Genomic DNA, 17230 nt, shown 5'->3' on the forward strand with positions numbered 1-17230 from the left:
GCGCGCCGGTCCGCTGCTTAGGGATGCGGTAGGATCTGGTAGGTCGTGGCATAGGGCTCGACCCGCAGCGAGGCGTTGGCCAAAAGGCCGATTCTGGCGGTCGGCGCCTGCTGCAATTCGCCGTTCGGACCGCGATGCACGTTGTATTGCCAGACGGTGAGATCGCCCTTCTGTGCCAGAGCATGTGCAACGGCGCTCGCATCATTGCCGCCGAGGGCCTGAAGCTCCTCCGTCGACAATCCGACGACGATTTCATCCTTGATGGTGACGATCTTGAACAGGTTCATCCTGGTCTCCTGCGCCCACGCGCTTTGTGTCGAGAAGGTGAGAAGCGCGACTGCGGCGCCCTTGATGAGATCGCAGCGAGAAAGCATGCCGTCGTCCTTTGGTGCTGGGGCGCCCGAATCGATCAATGCATCGGCCACGGCGCCCGTGATCTGCGTGACTGTTTCGCCTCCGCTTTGTCGTTTGCTCCTCGAAAACGGTTCACGGCCGGAAACAAATGCGGCCCGATGAATCCTGATGCGAAGAGGCGGGTCCAAGTCCAAGAGCTCGAGGGGACGGGTTTGGATGAAATCCAAACGTCATAGTTTGTCTCTTGGTCAGAAGGCCGCGCTGTGGCTGCCGATCCATAGCGCGAGATCGACGCCTATTTCGTCGACGATACAACCGCCGATGCCAGACTCAACAATTACGTGTATACGCTGAAGAAGCACTGGTTCGCGTCCACCAACGTCCATTCACATCCGAAACAACACGAAACGCAGCGTCGATTGACGGCAATCGAGGCTGTATGCCTGATCGATGCCGCTTCTTGACGCAGGTGGGTGACGGCCGGCCCTATTCCTGTTATCCGGAATTGCCGTGGTGCGATGCAGACGAAGCATCGCTGCGCCAACCGTTAGGCTTGCCGGAGGGGTTGTTTCTTGACATAGTTGCAACCTGTTCAGGTGTGCGCGCTGCACATGTAGCTCGGCGTGCGAACACATCGGGCTTCCCCCCGGCCGAAGGCGCGCCGTCGCCATAGCATCCGGTTATGGCATCCAGTTGTGGCGTTGGGTTCTTAGTTGGGACCTCGATGTTGGATCACGAAGTCCGATGCTTGTCATAGGTGCGAGATGAAGAACCTCAATTTCGCAGCTGAGCTGCACCTCAAGCTCGGCGCGCCTGCAAGCGGCACCGTCGAAAGCCTGCGCCTGCTCCGCGCCTTTCTGAAGCTCGCGCCCCGGCAGCGTTTCGAGGTCATCAAGCTCGTCGAAGACCTCGCCACCGAAGAAACCCTCCCCGAACACCCCCTGTCCTGAGCCGGCTTGCGCGCCGGCCTTATGTTTTCCTGCCACAGCAGGCCGCCGGGCGACGTCTTCCCCGGGGCTGGACGCTGGCAGGCGATCCGGCAAGTGTGGTATTCAGTTCTGAAAACGGGAGGAGTGCGACCATGATCGAACCGAAGCTCGAAGTTCCGGCCGAACTGCGCGACCTGGCCGAGAAGACGATTGACCAGGCGGAAAAGGCATTCGGCATGTTTTTCGAAGCCGCCACCAAATCGATGACGACCGTTCCGGGCGCGGGGGCGGACGTGTCGAAGCAGGCGCTCGCTTTCACCGAGCAGAACATGAAGTCGGCGTTCGAGCATGCCCGCAAGCTCGTCCATGCGACCGACCTTCAGGAGGCGATGCGAATCCAATCGGATTTCCTGCGCAGCCAGTTCACCAGTGCCGGAGACCACATGCGCCAGATGACCGGTAGTCTGATGCAACCGGGGAAGGGCAAGTCCTAATTCTCGGTGTGTTCACGGCGCGTCCACAGATTGGACTTGCACGGCGTGAATATCCGCACTGGTATCGGTCCATGATGGGCCGTCGAATGGACCTCATTCGCCGCCCATCACCCTTTCCGCTGATCCCTGTCGGTTCTCAGGCAGGGATTTGCATCTGTCGCAGGTGTCTTGACCAATCGGTCGCTCTGCTAACGCAGCGATGCGATGTAGGCCGCGATATCGGCGGCTTCGATCCGGCTCAAGGGGAAATTCGGCATCTTCGGGTGCGGGTCTAGCAGGAAAAAGGCGAGTCTTTCCGAACTGAAGTCAGGCCTGCGCGCAACGGACACGAAAGAGGGGACGTCGGCGCTCGCCTGAGTCTGGCCGTTCGCCACGACATGGCAGCTGGCGCACCAGCGCCTCGCAAGGTCGGCGCCGTGATCTGCGTCGGCGGCGAGAGCGGACGACGTGCCCACGCTCAAGGCCACGGCAACCAGCAGGCAAATTCGTCTCAAATGCCGGTGCATAGGGCAACCCTGTGTGTTGTTGGCTAGCGACGCCGTCCTCATCCGCAACACGAACCCGGAAACTGCGAGAGGTCGATGCGGGCGATGATCGACCGCAGCAGCTTGCGAGCCGAGCGATAGAGATGCCGGGCGAATCTCGGCGTCCTTGCCGCGGGCAGGCCAAAGCTTGTCGTATCGATTCTTTTCGTATCAAGGCTTTCGATGGAGTGCGACACGTGCCTCTCCGAGATGGCGAGGCTCTTTCTATCGGGGTAGGCTTGCGGCAGCCTTGATCTGCCGCAAAGGGGCCGGACTAATAGTCGCCGGGGTTCATGATCATCGGGCTTCGTGTATCGGCCGGGGCGAGCGCGCTGCTGGCGCTGTCGCGCAGGAAGCGGTCGAGTGTCGCCTGGATCTTCTCCTTGACCGCATCGGGACCGCGATCGCTCATCTCGGTATGCTGTGCGCCAGTATGGATGATGTCGATGCCGCGCGCCTTGGCCTCTTCCGGCGTCGGCAGCACGCCGGGATCGGTTACAAATTGCGGATCCTTCGAGCGGAACGACAGGATCTTCATGTTGTCGCTAAGCACGAATGGCACCCGCAGATTGTCGAGCGTGATCACTTTCGACACCAGCTCCGGGTGCTGATGGGCGACATACATCGAAACGTCGCCACCGTTGGAATGGCCGACGAGCGTGATGTGGTCGTAGTCGGCATTCTCCTGCCGCCGCTTCAACTCGCCCAGGGTGAAGAGGATGTTGGCCTCGCAGCGGATATAGACCTCGCGCCGGCCGACATATTGCTGACCGGCCTTGGTCATCAGCGGCGGATCGCTCGGCAGATCCTGCTGGATGCTGGCGACGAGATAACCGCGTGCGGCGAGCACGTTGGCCAGGAAGGAATATTCAGTGGCCTTGACGGTATTGCCATTGCTGATGATGGCGAGCGGGAGCTTCCAGAGGCCAAGATTGGCCTTGGTCTCGTAGTCGCGCCGTACAGCGATTTCGACCGCAATCGGCCGCTGGCGGGCGGCGTCGAACAGGGGCAACACCTCATGGCGGATCGCGAACCGGCTGACCACGAAATACTGGCCGACGCCGAGGACGCAGAGAAACGCCAGAACTGCAAACACCCTCTTCATGGTTCCGTCTCAAATCACTTTTGACTGAACATGGCCATTGGGAACTCTCGGATCGAGCGATCGTGAGCAGGTTACGGGATTAAATTTAGGCAAGACTGTGCGCTGGGCTCAAAAAAGGGCCGCATGTCGGGGGCTACAGCGCGAAGGACAAGGGTTTTACAGACAGCCGCCCTTGCCGCGTTCGGAGCAGAGCCGCAATGCGCTTGACAGCGTAAACAGAAAGCGCGGGCTGCGGCGCTCGTTGTCGGGCGCCCGGTAGCTCAGGGGGACGGCCACGCCGAGATCGGCCTGGAAATCGTCCGGCAGGAAGAACCGCACGCCAGCTCCAGCCGAGGTCAGCGACAGACCCTCGTTCAGGCGGTAACCGTGGTTCCAGACTGCACCGGCGTGACCGAAGGCGTAGAGCTGATAGCCGGTCCAGTAGCGAAAATTGAGTTTCTGGTCGAAGCGCAGTTCGAGCGAGCCGGCGAGACCATTGTCGCCGCTGATCTCGGCTGCGCCATAGCCGCGCCCGAAGGCAGCGCCGCCGAGATAGAATTGCTGCGAGGTCAACAGCGGCCGTGACGCCGTCTGGCTCGCAGCGGAGAGCTTGAGCGACCAGACGTCGTTGAGCGTCTGGTAGCGCGTGAACCAGAGGTTCAGCACGGAGAAGTTCGATGACGCGCCGTCGCGCGACAACAGGTCGTCGTCGAAATGCGAGGCACCGAAGATGTCGAGGCCCTGGCGGTAGGTCAGCGTCGCGAAATTGGTGCCGCCGAAATGATCCTGGAGCCGATAGTCGGCGGTCAGGCTCGCGGTCCTGATGTGGTCGTTGTACCAGGGGCCGTAAAGGTCATGCTCGGACACGTTGCTGAAGGTCGTCGCCGCGGTCAAGGTCAGCGAGGAGGATTGCGACTGCAATGGGACGATGCTGGCACGCAGCTCGAAGGCCTCGGTCGTGGTGATGTCGCTGTCGAGGCGGCGGGCATCGCCCGGCCGAACCGCGCTGTACAGCACGGACCCGCCGAGACGCACGCCGTCGACGCCGACAGGTGCGTCGTAGGACAGCCGCGCGAAGCCAAGCTGGCGGGGGTCGTTGGCGATGGTCGACAGGTTGACCGCCAGCGTGTCGCCGGGTGTGAGATAGGAGTTGAACGCGCCGGTCGCGTAGGTCTGCCACGGACCGACTGATGATGAGCCGAGATTGTCCAGACCGAATGAGGAGAAGACGTGCCACGTCTTCAAATAGACGATGAGGCGGAAGCGGCCGGTCGCACCGCCGATCTCCTCCAGTGCGGTATCGGTGATCCGGACGCCAGGTCTGCCGTTGACGAGAAAGAGCTGGCGCTCCAGCGTTGCCAGGCGCGACGGTTGCTCGGCCAGAACCGGCCCAAGCATCGGTCTCACGCCGAACTGCTCGGCGCCATCGCCTTTCAGCTCGGCCTGCACGATGGCGCCTTCGATCACCTGGATCCGGAGCAGGCCGTCGGCAATGTCCTGCGGCGGCACGATCGCACGGCTCAAGTGAAAACCATCGGCGCGGTAGAGATCGCTGATCGCGCCGGCGATCGCGGCGAGATCCGCCTGCGAAACCTTCTTGCCGACATAGGGCTGGTAGACCGCGGCGATGCGATCGGGGGAAACGGCGCGGGCTCCGCTGACGTTGACGCCGCGCAGCACGAATTGAGGTTTGGTATCGCCGCCGGTGCTGGGCTGGTCGATTGTTGGGAGCCTGACCGGCGGACGGCTCAGCGATTCCCGCTCGGTTTGGTTCTCAAAATATTTCTGAGGTTGGCGCGGATCGAAACCCGGCTGGTTCGCCTGCTGCGCGAAAGCCTGAGGGACTCCCGCGAAGAACGGCGCCAACAGCACCGCTGCGGTAACGAGATGCCGCTTCCGAACGCGCGCGACTCGCTTGTCCTCGTAGTTTGACGGAGATGCGCCCGTGAAGCGGTAAGGGTTCGTTAGCCACATGATTTTTCATAGTTTTTTATGGTCAACGAATGGTTAACGCGACCGCTCCGCTGGCCGCTTCCCGCTAATCCTATGTTGAGTGATTTCGGATACCCCTCAAGGCCGGCTGTAACGCGGACTGAGGATCGTCATGCTGAACAAGGTTGGAATGCGGTGCGCCTTGGCGGCCGCGCTGATGCTGGGAACGGCTTCCGCCGCATCCGCTGCGGATGATGGCGTCTGGTCGGTTGGCAAGGCCACCGGCGAGGTGTGGGTCGCCACCAGCGGCGCTCAGCAAGTGTCCTTGAGTCAGCAGGAGGCGCTCAAACCCGGCGACACCATTCGTACCGGACGTAATGGCCGCGTGCTCCTCGTCCGCGGCGAGGAGACCATCCTGATCTCTCCCAACTCGGTGGTCGGCTTGCCGACGGAGAAAAAGGACGGTCTCTCGACCACCATCATCCAGCAGGCGGGCTCGATCCTGCTCGAGGTCGAGAAGCGCAACGTCAAGCACTTCGAGGTCGAGACGCCCTATCTCGCCGCCGTGGTCAAGGGCACCCAGTTCAGCGTCACCGTGAATGCGGGCAGCACCAAGGTGGGCGTGCTTCGCGGCCAGGTCGAGGTCTCCGACTTCAAGACCGGGCAGATCGCCCAGGTCCTGCCGGGGCAGGCCGCCACCGTCTTCGAGCATGGCAAGTCTGGCCTGTCTCTGAGCGGCTCCGGAACGTTCAATCCGATCGAGCACGGCAAGCCGCGCGCCTCGAGCATCGAGCGCGTCCCGGTGCCGAAATCAGGCCTGTCGGCCCCGCGCAACGCAGCGAACGGCCATGCGATCCACGCGCTCGGTCCGATCGACAAGGGCACCAAGGCGGCCGGCGCGCTCAAGCCGTCGCAACCGGCGGCCGGAGCTCACGCGTCCAAGGGCGGTGCTGCAAAGCCCGGCGTCGTGCGCATCTCGAGTTCGCTGGGCGAGGTCAAGCTCAACGTCCACAAGGTCACGCACGGGCTCGCCCACGGCGGCGGTGCCCCCGGACAAGTGCGCAACGCGCACGCCGGCACCGAGACGGTCTGGAGCGACTCGAAAGCGAGCACGACGGCATCCAACAGCACCGGCCAGACTGCGGTCACCACGAGCAGCGGCGTGACGGCTGGCAGCACCAGCTCCTCGGCCGCCAGCACGACAATAGCCGCGACGACGGCCGGTGCGTCCAGCGACGGCTCTGGCGGCGGCAGTGGAAATTCCAGTGGCAAGTCCAACCCCGGCAAGGGCAACTCCGGTAACGGCAATTCCGGCAATGGGAATTCCGGCGACGGTAACGGCAACAACGGCGCCACCGGTAACGGTAGGGGCAACAACGGTAACGGCAACGGCAACGGCAACGGCAACGGCAACGGCAACGGCGGCGGCAACGGCAGCAATGGCCACGGCAATGCCTTTGGCCACAACAAGCACTGAGGCGATTTCGTAGGGGATGAGGGGGCGTACCTGCAGAAGCAGGTGCGCGGGAGGATCGGAGTGACGCGCTATCGTCCGCATATTCTAGTCGTGACCGCGCTGGCGATCGTGCTGTCCACGGGGTGGCATGGTGCGCTTCGCAACGCGCTGACCGACCTGCGGTTCGCATGGCAACCGCGTGCCGCGAGCGGCAACGTCGTGGTGGTGGCCATCGACGCGCCCTCGATCGACCAGATCGGGGTGTGGCCCTGGCCGCGCCGGCTGCACGCGGAATTGTTGCACAGGTTAGAGGCCGCGGGGGCGCAGGACGTCGCTTTCGACGTCGATTTCAGCTCGCCATCCGATCCCGCCTCCGACGAGGCTTTCGTCAACGCGTTGCGTAAGGCCGGCGGCTCGACCATCCTGCCGTCCTTCAAGCAGCCCGCGCCGAATGGCGGCGCAGCTCACATCAATCGCCCCCTCAAGCCGTTCGGCAACCAGTCGTGGCCGGCGCTGGTCAATGTCGCGATCGAATCCGACGGGCTCGTTCGCCGCTATCCGTTCGGCGAGAAGCTCGGCGATGCCGTGATGCCGTCGATGGCCGTCGTGCTGGCCGGGCAGAACGCCAATCGGCGGCCGCCTTTCCTGATCGATTTCAGCATTCGGGCGAACTCGGTTCCGAGTGTCTCCTATGTCGACGTGCTCCGCGGCGAAACCGCCGCTCTGGACAAGCTGAGAGACAAGAAGATCATCATTGGAGCGACGGCGCTCGAGCTCGGCGACCGCTTCAGCGTTCCGAATGGCCGTATTATCTCCGGACCCATCCTCCAGGCGCTGGCAGCGGAATCGATCCTCCAGAACCGGATGCTGCGCTGGACCTCCGATACCGGCATGATCCTGGGTCTCGCTGGGATCTGCCTGCTGATGGTGTATTCGTGGCGCCGCTTCGGACCGGGAATTCGCGCCGCAATCCTGATCTCGGCCGGGGCGGTTTTCGAGCTGCTGGCGGTCCTGGTGCAAGCAAGATGGCCCTTCATCATCGACACATCGTTGTTCCACATCGCGATTGTGGCTTATCTGACGGCGATCGCACTCGACGAAATCGATTTCCGCGGTCTCTTGGGGCGCATCGCCGAAAGCCGCTTTCATCGTATCGCGATGTCGCTCGGCGATGGCCTCGTCTGCACCGACGAAGGTCAGCTGATCACCGTGTGGAATCCCGGCGCCAGTGCGACCTTCGGCTATATGCCCGCCGAGATCATCGGCCGCCCGTTCGAAACGCTGTGCGCCGTGTCGGTGGACGGTGACGCGAGGCCGTCCATGCGCGACGCCGCGCGCCAGGCCCTCCTGGTCCCTGGCGGGGCGGTCGTCGTCGAGTTCGAAGGGCGGCGCAAGAACGGTGAAACTTTCCCGGTCGAGGCGAGCTTCTCGGGCTGGCAGGGAACGGACGGCTTCCAGTACGGAGCCATCCTGCGCGATATCTCGGTCCGCAAGCGTGAGGCCGAACGCGTCAGATATCTCGCCGAGTACGACGCACTGACCGGTCTTGCCAACCGCAACACGCTGCATGCAGGGCTGGTCGGCATGATCGCGGATGCGGGGCAGCGCCCTTGCGAGGTCGCCCTGCTCGTGATCGGGCTCGACGGCTTCCAGAGCATCAATGACATGCTGGGTCATTCGGCCGGAGATCTCGTGCTGCAGGCGGTCGCTGGTCGCCTGAGAGCCGAGGCGCGCGGCGCTGTCGTTGCCCGGCTTAGCGGAGACGAATTCGCCATTGCGCGCAAAGGCGCCGATGGCGACCCGCCAATCGCAGAGTTCGCCGAGCGCATCGCGCGCGCCTTCGAAGCGCCGCTTGCGACCGGCACGCGGCAGCATCGCGTCAGAATCAGCATCGGCGTCGCCATCCATCCGGAAGGCGGGCACAACGCCGACGATCTCCTGAGCAATGCCCATCTCGCTCTGAGCAAGGCAAAGCTGACCCGGCGGGGCAGCCATGTGATCTTCGAGAGCGCGATCCGGGAGGAGCTGGAGAACCGGCTGACGCTGGAGAGTGAATTGGCGCTTGCCGCCGATCGCGGCGAGTTCGAGCTGTTCTACCAGCCCCAGGTTCGCCTGGTCGACGCCAGCCTGGTCGGGGCCGAAGCGCTGATCCGCTGGCGGCATCCCGTGCGCGGCTACGTTTCGCCAGGAGAGTTCATGCCGGTGGTCAATAGCTCGGCCCTGTCCGAGCGGATCGGAAACTGGGTGATGGAGACCGCCTGCCGGCAGGCACGCGCCTGGGAATTGTCCGGCGACAGAGTGCGCGTCGCGATCAATTTGTCGCCCTCGCAGTTGCACTCCGGCGATCTGGCGCATTCGGTTGCGGGGATGCTCGAAGCGACGGGGCTCACGCCGTCGCTGCTCGAGCTCGAGGTCACCGAGGACATCCTGCTTCATGATGAAGCGCGCGTGCTCGACATGTTCAAACGCATCCAGCAGCTCGGCGTCCGCGTCCTGTTCGACGATTTCGGCACCGGCTATGCAAGCCTGAGCTATTTGAAGAAGTTTCCGCTCGACGGGCTCAAGATCGACCGGTCGTTCGTGTTCGGTCTGCTCGCGGATTCCGACGATGCCGCGATCGTCGGGTCGACCATCGGCCTCAGCAAACAGCTCGGACTGACAGTCGTGGCCGAAGGCATCGAGAATCGCGCGACGGCCGACTTCCTGGTGAGCATGGGATGCGAGGAAGGCCAGGGTTATTTCTTCGGCCGTCCGATGCCGGCGGAAGCATTCGAGCGGCAATTCCTCGCAGCCGAGTGCGCCGCCGTCAGTGCCGCCTGAACACTTGAGCTTCGATGAAGGTTCCCGCGACATCGCTCAAGTCGCAGGACGGCCGCTGACGGGAAAACCGGAAAGCTGATCGATCTTCCGTATCTGGCTTATCGGCGAAGTGTCGGCCCCTCCCAAGAGATCCGCTTATCAAGGCATGACGGACCAGAGTTGCTGACGTTGAGATCTTGGCACTGTGACCACAAGCGGTCATCGCGATGACCAGGAGCTGTTCTTACCGACAGCGCGCACAGCATCCCCGAAGCGGATCTACTGCTACGAGGCGCGCTGATCACGAATCGGGGAGCGCGAGCTGGGCACCTGGATGATGCACTGATTTACGCGGAATAATTCGGAAGAGTCGCCGCGGACGCCGCGACGACTCTTCGTGGCCAAAGCACATCAGGACGACTTGGCCTTTTCACGGGCTGCTTCGACTGCATCGATCCCGGTCTGCCTGATCCGATCCAGAGCCTCGCCGCCGGTATCGGAAACCTCTGCCAACAGCGTGTCGGAGTTTTCGCGCAACGCCTGCGAGACGGCACCAACACGGCTGTTCAGGTCGGCCTTCACAGCATCGCTGGTCTCTCCGACATACTCATTTTCGATGTCGGTTGCTCTAAATGCCCCTGCGACTGCAGCGCCGATGGCCAAGCCGACGACGCCAAGCACCAGCGGTTGCTTTTCGAGCATATCAGACAACGACGACTTTGCTTTTGAGACGGCTTCGCCGCCCGGAACCTGGTCGCCTACTTTGGCGAAGCCGTCCCGCACCATCTCTACGCCGCTCTCAAACTGGGCCCTCATCTTGTCGGCGGTGTCTGACAGAACGCTGGATGCGGCGCCCTTGGCTGACCGCAACGTATCGTCGCCATCGAGTGACCCTACGTGATCCATTTCGGGCGCCGTGGGAGGCGCCGCAGTGCGCTGGAGCGCCGATGCCGCAGTCCGCATCGTGCTCACTCCGCCATCGACCACACCGGACGCGGCAGCCGCCGTGGACCGAGCCGCGCCCTTGATCCTGTCGTCACCAGCCATAAGCCACAGCGCGCCGCCTCCAATAAGGACGGCGGCGAGGGGATTTTCCTTGGCCGCTGCGACCAGACTATCGAAAAAGCCAGTTTGCGTGCTGCTCATCGGACCATTCCCTTCACAGTGTCCTTGTCCTTTTCGAGCTGCCGGATGGTCTCCCGCGGCGCAAGATTACGGGCGTCCAGCCGGTTGATGCCGACCGCAAACAGCACGCCCGCGATGGCGCCAGCGACAATCGCGGATGTCAGGTAGGAAAGCGGTTGAGACCATCCCGCGGAGATCAACGCCGCGGACAGCGCCAACAGCGCCATCACAAGGGCAGGGATCACCAGGAGAGCGCCACCGGCAAGGAGGCCTGCTGCTCCCGTTATCTTCTGCGCTCTGTCGCTGAGTTCAGCCTTGGCCAAGTCGATCTCGTTCTGGAACAGCTTGGCGAACTGGCCCATCGCTTCGGCTACCAGCGTGGAGATGGTCCGAAGATCGTTCTGGCTTGTCTCGATATCATGCTGAATGGTCATGACACGCTGCCGCCTTTGAAGGACGTTGTTCGCTGCGGATTGTTGCCGGGCGCCGATGAGCCCTGCATTGATGCGTGACCGGCCTTGGCGGAAGACGTGGTTCCGCGCCATTCGTTGCCCTGCGTCGAGGACGTTCCACTGTTCGTTCCAGGTCGCGATGAAGGCGAGTCACCGCCGGAGGCCTTCAAGAAGCGGACGGCGGCGAAACCGGCGAGCACCGAGACGCCGAGGAAAGCAGCTGGCTGACGCTTCGCGAAATCGGTTGCGCCATCGAGGAGATCGCGGAAGCTGCCGTTGCGGATCTTCTCGGCGGTATCTTCAACATAGTCCGCGGCGGAGTTGATGCCGCGGGCGGCAAAAGGCACATCGCTCTCGAAGGCGCGAGCCGCTTCCCGAACATTGCCGGCAAGTCGCTCAATGAACTCGGCTCCAGTCCGCTGCTGCTCGCGTGCCTGGCCGCGAATCTGGTCCATGGTCCCCGAAGCGAGGTCCTTGGCCGCATCCCCGGCTTCCTTGAACTTGTCCTGGGCGATGTCAGCGGTTGCCCGGAAGGCCTCGTCGGCCCGCTGCTTCACAGTCGCTCCAGCCTCCGCCATTTGGTCCTTCAGGTTCTTCGGAGAACCCGCGTTCCGCTCTTCATTTGAATTCGTGCCTCTGCTCAGGTCTAGATCGCTCATGGTGCGTTCCTTCAGGTATTGGAATTGCGGGAGGGATTGAAAGCGGCTCCGACGACGTCGTCCGCGGCTGTCTTGAGGGAGTCAGCGAGGTTCTGAGTCATGCGGCTGGCATGCTCACCAAGGCCGGCCTCAGCGACTCTGCTTGTTGCCGCGTCGGCTGCCGACATTGCGGCATCTTTGGCCGCGTCAAACCCCGATTGAGCGGCCTCGGCAGCGGCGCGCTTCACGCCGTCGCTCGTTTGGCCCATTGCCTTGGCTTCAACCTTGGTTTCCGGAAGAGCGGCTGCGATAATGGCTCCGATCGCCACCCCAAGACCGGCGATTAGCGCGGCATTATCGCTAATGATCGCGCGAGCTTGTTCGGGCGCCCTTCCGGCAGCGTCCTTAGCTGCGGAGGCACTGTCCTTCGCCGCATCCACCCCGCTCTTGAGCTTCTCGCCAATCGTCTCGGCGGCCTGGGAGGCCCGTGCGCGTAAATCCGCCGCGAGACCGGCAGTCGAATCTTGCGCCTCGTCGGCCATGCTCGCGGCCTGATTGCGGGCGGAAGATAGTTGATCCCTGAGATCGCCTTGCATGGCGCGCGCTCGATCCGCCATGTCCTCGAAAACCTCGTTCGCCTTGTCCATCGCAGGGCCGGAAACCTCGGCGGCGCGGTCTCGCACGGTTTTCGAGGTGAGCGCCAAGCCGGCACCGATCATCAAAAGCGGCAAGGGGACACCACGCGCTAAGCGTAGGAGTGGAACCGCCACGGCGGTCCCGGCGGCCACGCTCCGCATCGGGTTGTCCATAACTTGCTGTTTCAGTCCGTCCACCCAGCTCTTTGTCGTGTGGGTGACATAGTCGGATACTTCCGACTTGATGTGCTGCGGCGACACCTTATGGCGGATGTCCTCGGCCGTCTCCGAGACCTGCTCTTTCAGCCGATCGACCGTAGCGGCCAACTCAGCGCGACTTCGCTCGGATTCACGCCTCAATTCTTCCACGGACCGCCTCATCGCATCCCTCTCTCGCTTTTCGGATTTCTTGTATTCAAACTCACGGTTTTTTGAATTGTTCCTATGACCCGCTTCGCAGTGGATTCGATCCACAGAGCGCACTTGGGATGGGCGAGAGCGCGACCTGATCTTCGTCAAAGTCGAGACCGCAATACAACTCAGGAGCCATTAGCGGCAGCTGCGATAGGAGTAGATATCAGCCAACGGGCGCAGGTGGCCTTATGGTCTACCCCACGTGCGGCCCGGGCGTCGACCTTCGTCCGTGGTGTGCACCGCTACTGCAAGCCCTTCTTGTCATAAGCAGCTCAATTCTGGTGCCGAAGAGGATCGAAAGAGTCGGAGCTGTGATTGAGGACCCAACTGGCTGAGCGCCAGGAACGAACCAGCTGAACGTCAGCCGATTCCGGTCAGGAAGAGTGACGCACATGAGCTCTGGACGATCGCCCAGCGGCATCTAGTCAGCTTCTGGACTCGCCGTATCGGGGGCAGAAATCTGCAGTCCCGCCTCGTTGAGAGCATCCGCAATTTGCTTCGCGAGCAGCTTGGCTTCTTCAATTCCGATTTTTGCGTCTGGGTGATGTGCAAAAAATGCGCAAATGGTCGTGGAGATAATCGTATTCACCTGGTGCGGATCAATCATTCTGCGGCACTCGAAAACGCCGCTGCCTATCGCGCGACAATTAGGATGGGTTTAGTGAGGGGAGGTCCGGCTCTCATTGCGATGATGATCCAATCGCTGCAGGTCGCCCTGTTCTGCGGCGACCGACGGGGACACGCCTGCTGGGTATTTTTCCGAAAGTACGCCAAGGGCACTCCTAGAAGCGCTATTTGCCTCCCAACGCTAAAGACGTTGCGCGGAAGCTCTCAGGCGCCAAGCCGAAGTGGCGCAAAGTTTGATGTCCTTCTAGCGCCGACGTGCCACGGCGACGCCGAACAGGAAAGCAACGAACAGGCTGGCAAGCGGTGCTTCGCGCGTGATTGCGGCGACGGTCGCGAGGGGTTTTCCAGGCTTCCGTGCGTCGTCGATTGCGGAGGTTATGCGGTCGACAGCAGCATGAAGGCCACCTGCGATCTCGCCGACAGTGTGGGATACGTCCGTCGCTGCGTCGATGGCGCGCTCGGCCATGCCGGGATGCGAGGGGGACTGCGGGATCTCCGTGCTCAAGTGCGCGACCTCCAGGCTGATCATGTGACGGAGGCCGATACCTTTGGCTATCCGCGCGAGCGCTCGTTCTGAACAGCGGGTCGCTTGACCTTTGGCTATCCGCGACAGGCGCCGTGGTTTTTACGGCGGGTACCGGCCTTGAATGAGCAATTCGGCGCGCAAGCTTTTGTTCCGAGATGATGCGCCCCTGCGCGGACCGCCCCCCGTGAAACGACGGATGCGAATCTCTGTTAGGCTGGCTCAACCTTGCTGATCTCAGGAGACAGCTGTGACCGACCGGACCACGACGGATCGAGCCCGGCGCATCGCCTTGCTCGGCGCTCCCATCGACATGGGGGCTTCGCAGCGCGGTACCCTGATGGGCCCTGCGGCGCTCCGCACCGCCGGCCTTGCGACACTGCTCGAGAGCCTGGATTTCGAGGTCGTCGATTATGGCGATCTCTCGGTGGCCGAGCTCCGGGACCTCGCCGACAGGCCCCCAGACAAGGCCAATCACTACCGCGAAATTCAGCGCTGGACGCGCGTCCTGAGCCGCAGAGGCTACGAGATCGCAAAAACCGGCGCGCTGCCGATTTTTCTCGGCGGCGATCACACGCTGTCGATGGGATCGGTGAATGCCATGGCGCGTCACTGGCAGGAGCGCGGACGCGAGCTGTTCGTGCTCTGGCTCGATGCACATGCCGACTACAACACGCCGGAGACGACGATCACCGCCAACATGCACGGCATGTCGGCGGCATTCCTGTGCGGCGAACCCGGCCTCGACGGATTGCTCGGCGATGATCCCCGTGCCCCGATCGGTCCCGATCGGCTCGACCTGTTCGGCGCGCGCTCAATCGATAAGCTCGAAAAGGAGTTGATGCGCACGCGCCGGATCAGGGTTGTCGACATGCGCCAGATCGATGAGTTCGGCGTCGCCGTGCTGATCCGCCGCGTCATCGAGCGCGTCAGGGCTAGCAACGGCGTGCTGCATGTCAGCTTCGATGTCGATTTTCTCGACCCCTGCGTCGCACCCGGAGTGGGCACGACGGTGCCGGGCGGCGCGACCTATCGTGAGGCGCATCTGATCATGGAGCTTCTGCACGATTCCGGCGTGGTCGGATCAGTCGACATCGTCGAGCTCAATCCGTTTCTCGACGAGCGTGGCCGCACCGCGCGTACCGCGGTCGAACTGATCGGCAGCCTGTTCGGCCAGCAGATCGCCGACCGGCCGACCCCGAGCAATGCGATCGCGCCGGGCGAGTGACGGACGAGCCGTTTGTGCATTGCGAAGAAGATAACCGCCGTCGCCGCCACCGGATTTAGATCAGTCCAGATGGAAATCGCCTGTTTTTGAAACAGGTGCGAATTGCAAATGCTCGTCGCAGAATGTTTCATGCGGGTCGCGCTTCAGCCGAGGGTCCGCAAATGAGCCGCACGTTCGATGCCGACGATAAACCCGCGGGGACGACTCGCCGCCGCTTTCTGCGCGGCGGTGCTGCGGTGGCGGGTGGTACCGTCCTGGGCGCCCGCGCATCGGTTGCCGCCGAGACCGACAACCTTCCACCCAACATTCCCGAATGGATGAAGGCGCCCGGCGAACCGATGGGAAGCCAGCCCTACGGCGCGCCGTCACCGTTCGAGAAGGGCGTCGTCAAGAACATCTCGAAGACGCTCAAGCAGTACATCTCGGCCTCCAGCCGTACGCCATTGCAGGAGCTCGACGGCATCATCACGCCCAACGGACTGTTCTACGAGCGGCACCATGGCGGCGTTCCGACCATCGATCCGGCCCAGCACCGGTTGATGCTGCACGGGCTGGTCGAGCGCCCGCTGATTTTTACAATGGATGATCTCAGGCGTTTCCCGTCGGAATCGCGCGTCCACTTTCTCGAATGCTCCGGCAATCCCGGCTACAGCAAGCCTTACGGCAAGACCGCGTCGGACCTCGTGGGTCTGGTCAGTTGTGCAGAATGGACCGGCGTCAGCCTCAAGCTGGTGCTCCAGGAGGCCGGATTGAAGCCGGATGCCAAATGGATCGTCGCCGAAGGTGCCGACGCGGCTGCGCTGACGCGCAGCATCCCGATCGAGAAATGCCTCGAGGACGCCATGCTGGTCTACAGCCAGAACGGGGAGCGGCTGCGTCCGCAGCAGGGCTATCCGCTGCGGCTCTTCCTGCCGGGCTTCGAGGGCAATATGAGTGTCAAGTGGCTGCGGCGCCTGCATGTGACTGCGGAGCCGGTTTACTCGCGCGAGGAGACCTCGAAATACACAGACCTGCTGCCGGACGGCACCGCGCGTGAATTTTCGTTCTACATGGAGGCGAAGTCGATCATCACGCGGCCCTCGGGCGGCCAACGTCTGAGCGCGCCCGGCTTCCACGAGATCACGGGCATCGCCTGGAGCGGGCATGGCAAGATCGCGCGCGTCGAGATGTCCGTGGACGAGGGAAAGAGTTGGCAAAGCGCGCAATTGCAGGAGCCGGTGCTGACGCGTGCGTTGACACGCTTTCGCTTGCCCTGGCAGTGGGACGGAAAGCCTGCCGTGATCCAGAGCCGTGCCATTGACGAAACCGGCTATGTGCAGCCGACTCTGGCCGAGCTGCTCGCGGTGCGCGGCGAGAACTATTTCTACCACAATAACGCGATCTGGCCCTGGCGCATCGGGGCTGACGGCGAGGTGACCAATGCGCTGGCGTGAGACTTGCGGCATTGCTGTCGTCATTGTGCTGTGTACGTTCCCGAGCGGAGCGCAGGCGCAGACCTCGTACGGCATCGGACGCCCCGCGACGGCTGCGGAGATCGCGGGCTGGAATATCGATATCGGACGCGACGGCAGCAATCTGCCGAAGGGAAGCGGCTCGGTGAGCCAAGGGCGCGAGGTGTTCGCGCAGCAATGTGCATCATGCCATGGCGACAAAGGCGAGGGCGGGCTCGGTGACCGGCTCGTCGGTGGGCAGGGCACGATCGCAACGCCAAAGCCGGTCCGCACGGTCGGCAGCTATTGGCCGTACGCGCCGACGCTGTTCGACTACATCCGCCGCGCGATGCCGCAGAACGCGCCGCAATCGTTGAGCGATGAAGAGGTTTATGCGGTGTCCGCCTACATCCTGAACCTGAATGGACTGGTCGGAGCGGATGCGACGCTCGATGCCAAATCGCTTGCGGCTGTCAAAATGCCGAACCGCGACCGGTTCGTCGGCGATGCGCGGCCGGATGTGAAACACTGAGCGCCTTGGGGCGACCAGGTTCCCGTATCGGCTTGGAACTTGCCTTGGCCAAGG

Annotated in this window: 18 protein-coding genes; 7 read left to right on the forward strand and 11 right to left on the reverse strand. The window is 62.8% G+C overall.

Annotated elements, in window-relative coordinates:
* Nucleotides 1-17 precede the first annotated feature (17 nt).
* Nucleotides 18-374 carry a hypothetical protein gene (locus tag ACIPUD_RS03480; protein WP_026233220.1) on the reverse strand — a complete coding sequence of 119 codons (357 nt, stop codon included), beginning with the start codon at nucleotides 372-374 and terminating at the stop codon, nucleotides 18-20.
* A 744-nt stretch (nucleotides 375-1118) separates the two neighbouring features.
* Between ACIPUD_RS03480 and ACIPUD_RS03485 the strand changes: the two genes are divergently transcribed.
* Together ACIPUD_RS03485 and ACIPUD_RS03490 are read left to right on the forward strand one after the other, a co-directional pair.
* Nucleotides 1119-1304: a hypothetical protein gene (locus ACIPUD_RS03485; RefSeq protein ID WP_007612798.1), complete on the forward strand. Its 186-nt coding sequence runs from the start codon at nucleotides 1119-1121 to the stop codon at nucleotides 1302-1304.
* 131 nt (nucleotides 1305-1435) lie between these two features.
* Nucleotides 1436-1777 carry a phasin gene (locus ACIPUD_RS03490; protein WP_007601491.1) on the forward strand — a complete coding sequence of 114 codons (342 nt, stop codon included), beginning with the start codon at nucleotides 1436-1438 and terminating at the stop codon, nucleotides 1775-1777.
* A gap of 188 nt (nucleotides 1778-1965) precedes the next feature.
* Here the strand turns inward: ACIPUD_RS03490 and ACIPUD_RS03495 are convergent, their stop codons facing one another.
* The 4 genes from ACIPUD_RS03495 to ACIPUD_RS03510 all read right to left on the reverse strand — a co-directional run bounded on the left by ACIPUD_RS03495 (nucleotide 1966) and on the right by ACIPUD_RS03510 (nucleotide 5359).
* Nucleotides 1966-2283, reverse strand: coding sequence for a c-type cytochrome (locus ACIPUD_RS03495; protein WP_085350637.1), 318 nt, complete (start codon nucleotides 2281-2283; stop codon nucleotides 1966-1968).
* 38 nt (nucleotides 2284-2321) lie between these two features.
* Nucleotides 2322-2498: a hypothetical protein gene (locus ACIPUD_RS03500; RefSeq protein WP_446480120.1), complete on the reverse strand. Its 177-nt coding sequence runs from the start codon at nucleotides 2496-2498 to the stop codon at nucleotides 2322-2324.
* A gap of 77 nt (nucleotides 2499-2575) precedes the next feature.
* On the reverse strand, nucleotides 2576-3406 hold the full coding sequence (locus tag ACIPUD_RS03505; protein ID WP_085350638.1) for an alpha/beta fold hydrolase: 831 nt from the start codon (nucleotides 3404-3406) through the stop codon (nucleotides 2576-2578).
* A 156-nt stretch (nucleotides 3407-3562) separates the two neighbouring features.
* A complete protein-coding gene (locus ACIPUD_RS03510; protein ID WP_446480121.1) occupies nucleotides 3563-5359 on the reverse strand; it encodes a ShlB/FhaC/HecB family hemolysin secretion/activation protein in 1797 nt (598 codons plus the stop codon).
* Between the two features lie 130 nt (nucleotides 5360-5489).
* Between ACIPUD_RS03510 and ACIPUD_RS03515 the strand changes: the two genes are divergently transcribed.
* Both ACIPUD_RS03515 and ACIPUD_RS03520 read left to right on the forward strand, forming a co-directional pair.
* Nucleotides 5490-6794 carry a FecR domain-containing protein gene (locus ACIPUD_RS03515; protein ID WP_446480122.1) on the forward strand — a complete coding sequence of 435 codons (1305 nt, stop codon included), beginning with the start codon at nucleotides 5490-5492 and terminating at the stop codon, nucleotides 6792-6794.
* Between the two features lie 60 nt (nucleotides 6795-6854).
* On the forward strand, nucleotides 6855-9593 hold the full coding sequence (locus ACIPUD_RS03520) for an EAL domain-containing protein (protein WP_446480123.1): 2739 nt from the start codon (nucleotides 6855-6857) through the stop codon (nucleotides 9591-9593).
* A gap of 390 nt (nucleotides 9594-9983) precedes the next feature.
* On the opposite strand, the gene ACIPUD_RS03525 is transcribed toward ACIPUD_RS03520, so the two are convergent.
* From ACIPUD_RS03525 to ACIPUD_RS03550, 6 genes are all read right to left on the reverse strand, one after another.
* A complete protein-coding gene (locus tag ACIPUD_RS03525; RefSeq protein WP_085361067.1) occupies nucleotides 9984-10718 on the reverse strand; it encodes a hypothetical protein in 735 nt (244 codons plus the stop codon).
* Nucleotides 10715-11131: a phage holin family protein gene (locus ACIPUD_RS03530; protein WP_085361068.1), complete on the reverse strand. Its 417-nt coding sequence runs from the start codon at nucleotides 11129-11131 to the stop codon at nucleotides 10715-10717. The genes ACIPUD_RS03525 and ACIPUD_RS03530 overlap by 4 nt, the downstream gene beginning before the upstream one ends.
* On the reverse strand, nucleotides 11128-11808 hold the full coding sequence (locus ACIPUD_RS03535; protein WP_446480124.1) for a hypothetical protein: 681 nt from the start codon (nucleotides 11806-11808) through the stop codon (nucleotides 11128-11130). The genes ACIPUD_RS03530 and ACIPUD_RS03535 overlap by 4 nt, the downstream gene beginning before the upstream one ends.
* Before the next feature lie 11 nt (nucleotides 11809-11819).
* Entirely contained in the window at nucleotides 11820-12803 is a 984-nt protein-coding gene (locus ACIPUD_RS03540) for a DUF3618 domain-containing protein (protein WP_377791748.1), read from the reverse strand.
* 454 nt (nucleotides 12804-13257) lie between these two features.
* On the reverse strand, nucleotides 13258-13443 hold the full coding sequence (locus ACIPUD_RS03545) for a hypothetical protein (protein ID WP_085395299.1): 186 nt from the start codon (nucleotides 13441-13443) through the stop codon (nucleotides 13258-13260).
* A 264-nt stretch (nucleotides 13444-13707) separates the two neighbouring features.
* Nucleotides 13708-13992, reverse strand: coding sequence for a hypothetical protein (locus ACIPUD_RS03550; RefSeq protein ID WP_085361071.1), 285 nt, complete (start codon nucleotides 13990-13992; stop codon nucleotides 13708-13710).
* Nucleotides 13993-14236: 244 nt separating this feature from the next.
* Here ACIPUD_RS03550 and rocF point away from each other — a divergent pair, with 244 nt between their 5' ends.
* The 3 genes from rocF to ACIPUD_RS03565 all read left to right on the forward strand — a co-directional run bounded on the left by rocF (nucleotide 14237) and on the right by ACIPUD_RS03565 (nucleotide 17176).
* Nucleotides 14237-15214 carry an arginase gene (gene rocF, locus ACIPUD_RS03555; RefSeq protein WP_026232832.1) on the forward strand — a complete coding sequence of 326 codons (978 nt, stop codon included), beginning with the start codon at nucleotides 14237-14239 and terminating at the stop codon, nucleotides 15212-15214.
* 161 nt (nucleotides 15215-15375) lie between these two features.
* On the forward strand, nucleotides 15376-16647 hold the full coding sequence (gene soxC, locus ACIPUD_RS03560) for a sulfite dehydrogenase (protein ID WP_446480125.1): 1272 nt from the start codon (nucleotides 15376-15378) through the stop codon (nucleotides 16645-16647).
* On the forward strand, nucleotides 16634-17176 hold the full coding sequence (locus tag ACIPUD_RS03565) for a c-type cytochrome (RefSeq protein ID WP_446480126.1): 543 nt from the start codon (nucleotides 16634-16636) through the stop codon (nucleotides 17174-17176). The genes soxC and ACIPUD_RS03565 overlap by 14 nt, the downstream gene beginning before the upstream one ends.
* Nucleotides 17177-17230 lie beyond the last annotated feature (54 nt).

It is taken from the genome of Bradyrhizobium sp. CAR08 (assembly GCF_052871955.1).